This window comes from Nocardia cyriacigeorgica, assembly GCF_010868145.1.
GTDB classification, from domain to species: domain Bacteria; phylum Actinomycetota; class Actinomycetes; order Mycobacteriales; family Mycobacteriaceae; genus Nocardia; species Nocardia cyriacigeorgica_D.
This window is the reverse complement of record NZ_JAAGUY010000068.1, coordinates 1-341: the sequence shown is the minus strand read 5'-3', so window position 1 is coordinate 341 and position 341 is coordinate 1. Positions and strand designations below refer to the sequence as shown.

General features: G+C 66.6%; 1 protein-coding gene. It reads left to right on the top strand.

Features of this window, described 5'->3' with window-relative positions; all coding sequences use genetic code 11:
* Positions 1-232: 232 nt before the first annotated feature.
* Positions 233-341, top strand: a 109-nt coding sequence (locus tag GV792_RS29980) for a cupin domain-containing protein (protein ID WP_163828141.1), incomplete at its 3' end; no start/stop codon positions are given.

The following is a 341-nucleotide window of genomic DNA, read 5'->3' as shown; positions in this document are numbered from 1 at the left end:
GATCTCGGTCGCGGCGACCTCGCGCCCATCCGGCGGTAGATCGGCGGCCGAGAGATGCTCGCTGCCGAAGCACACACTCTCGCCGGTGAATACGACCTCGATTGCCCTCATGAACGCCCCCTTTCGTTGCCGTCCATACTGGCACGCACCACCGACAGGATCAGGGATTCGCGGCCCGCACCTAGTCGTTTATCCGGTTCGCCGTCGACCTGCCGCGTCGTACAGTTGGGGAATGGACGCGTTGGCCGGTCTGCTCGAAGGTCCCCGGGCTCGCGGCGCCTTCCTGATGCGATCGGTGCTGCAACCGCCGTGGTCGCTGCGCATCGAGGACGAGGCACCGC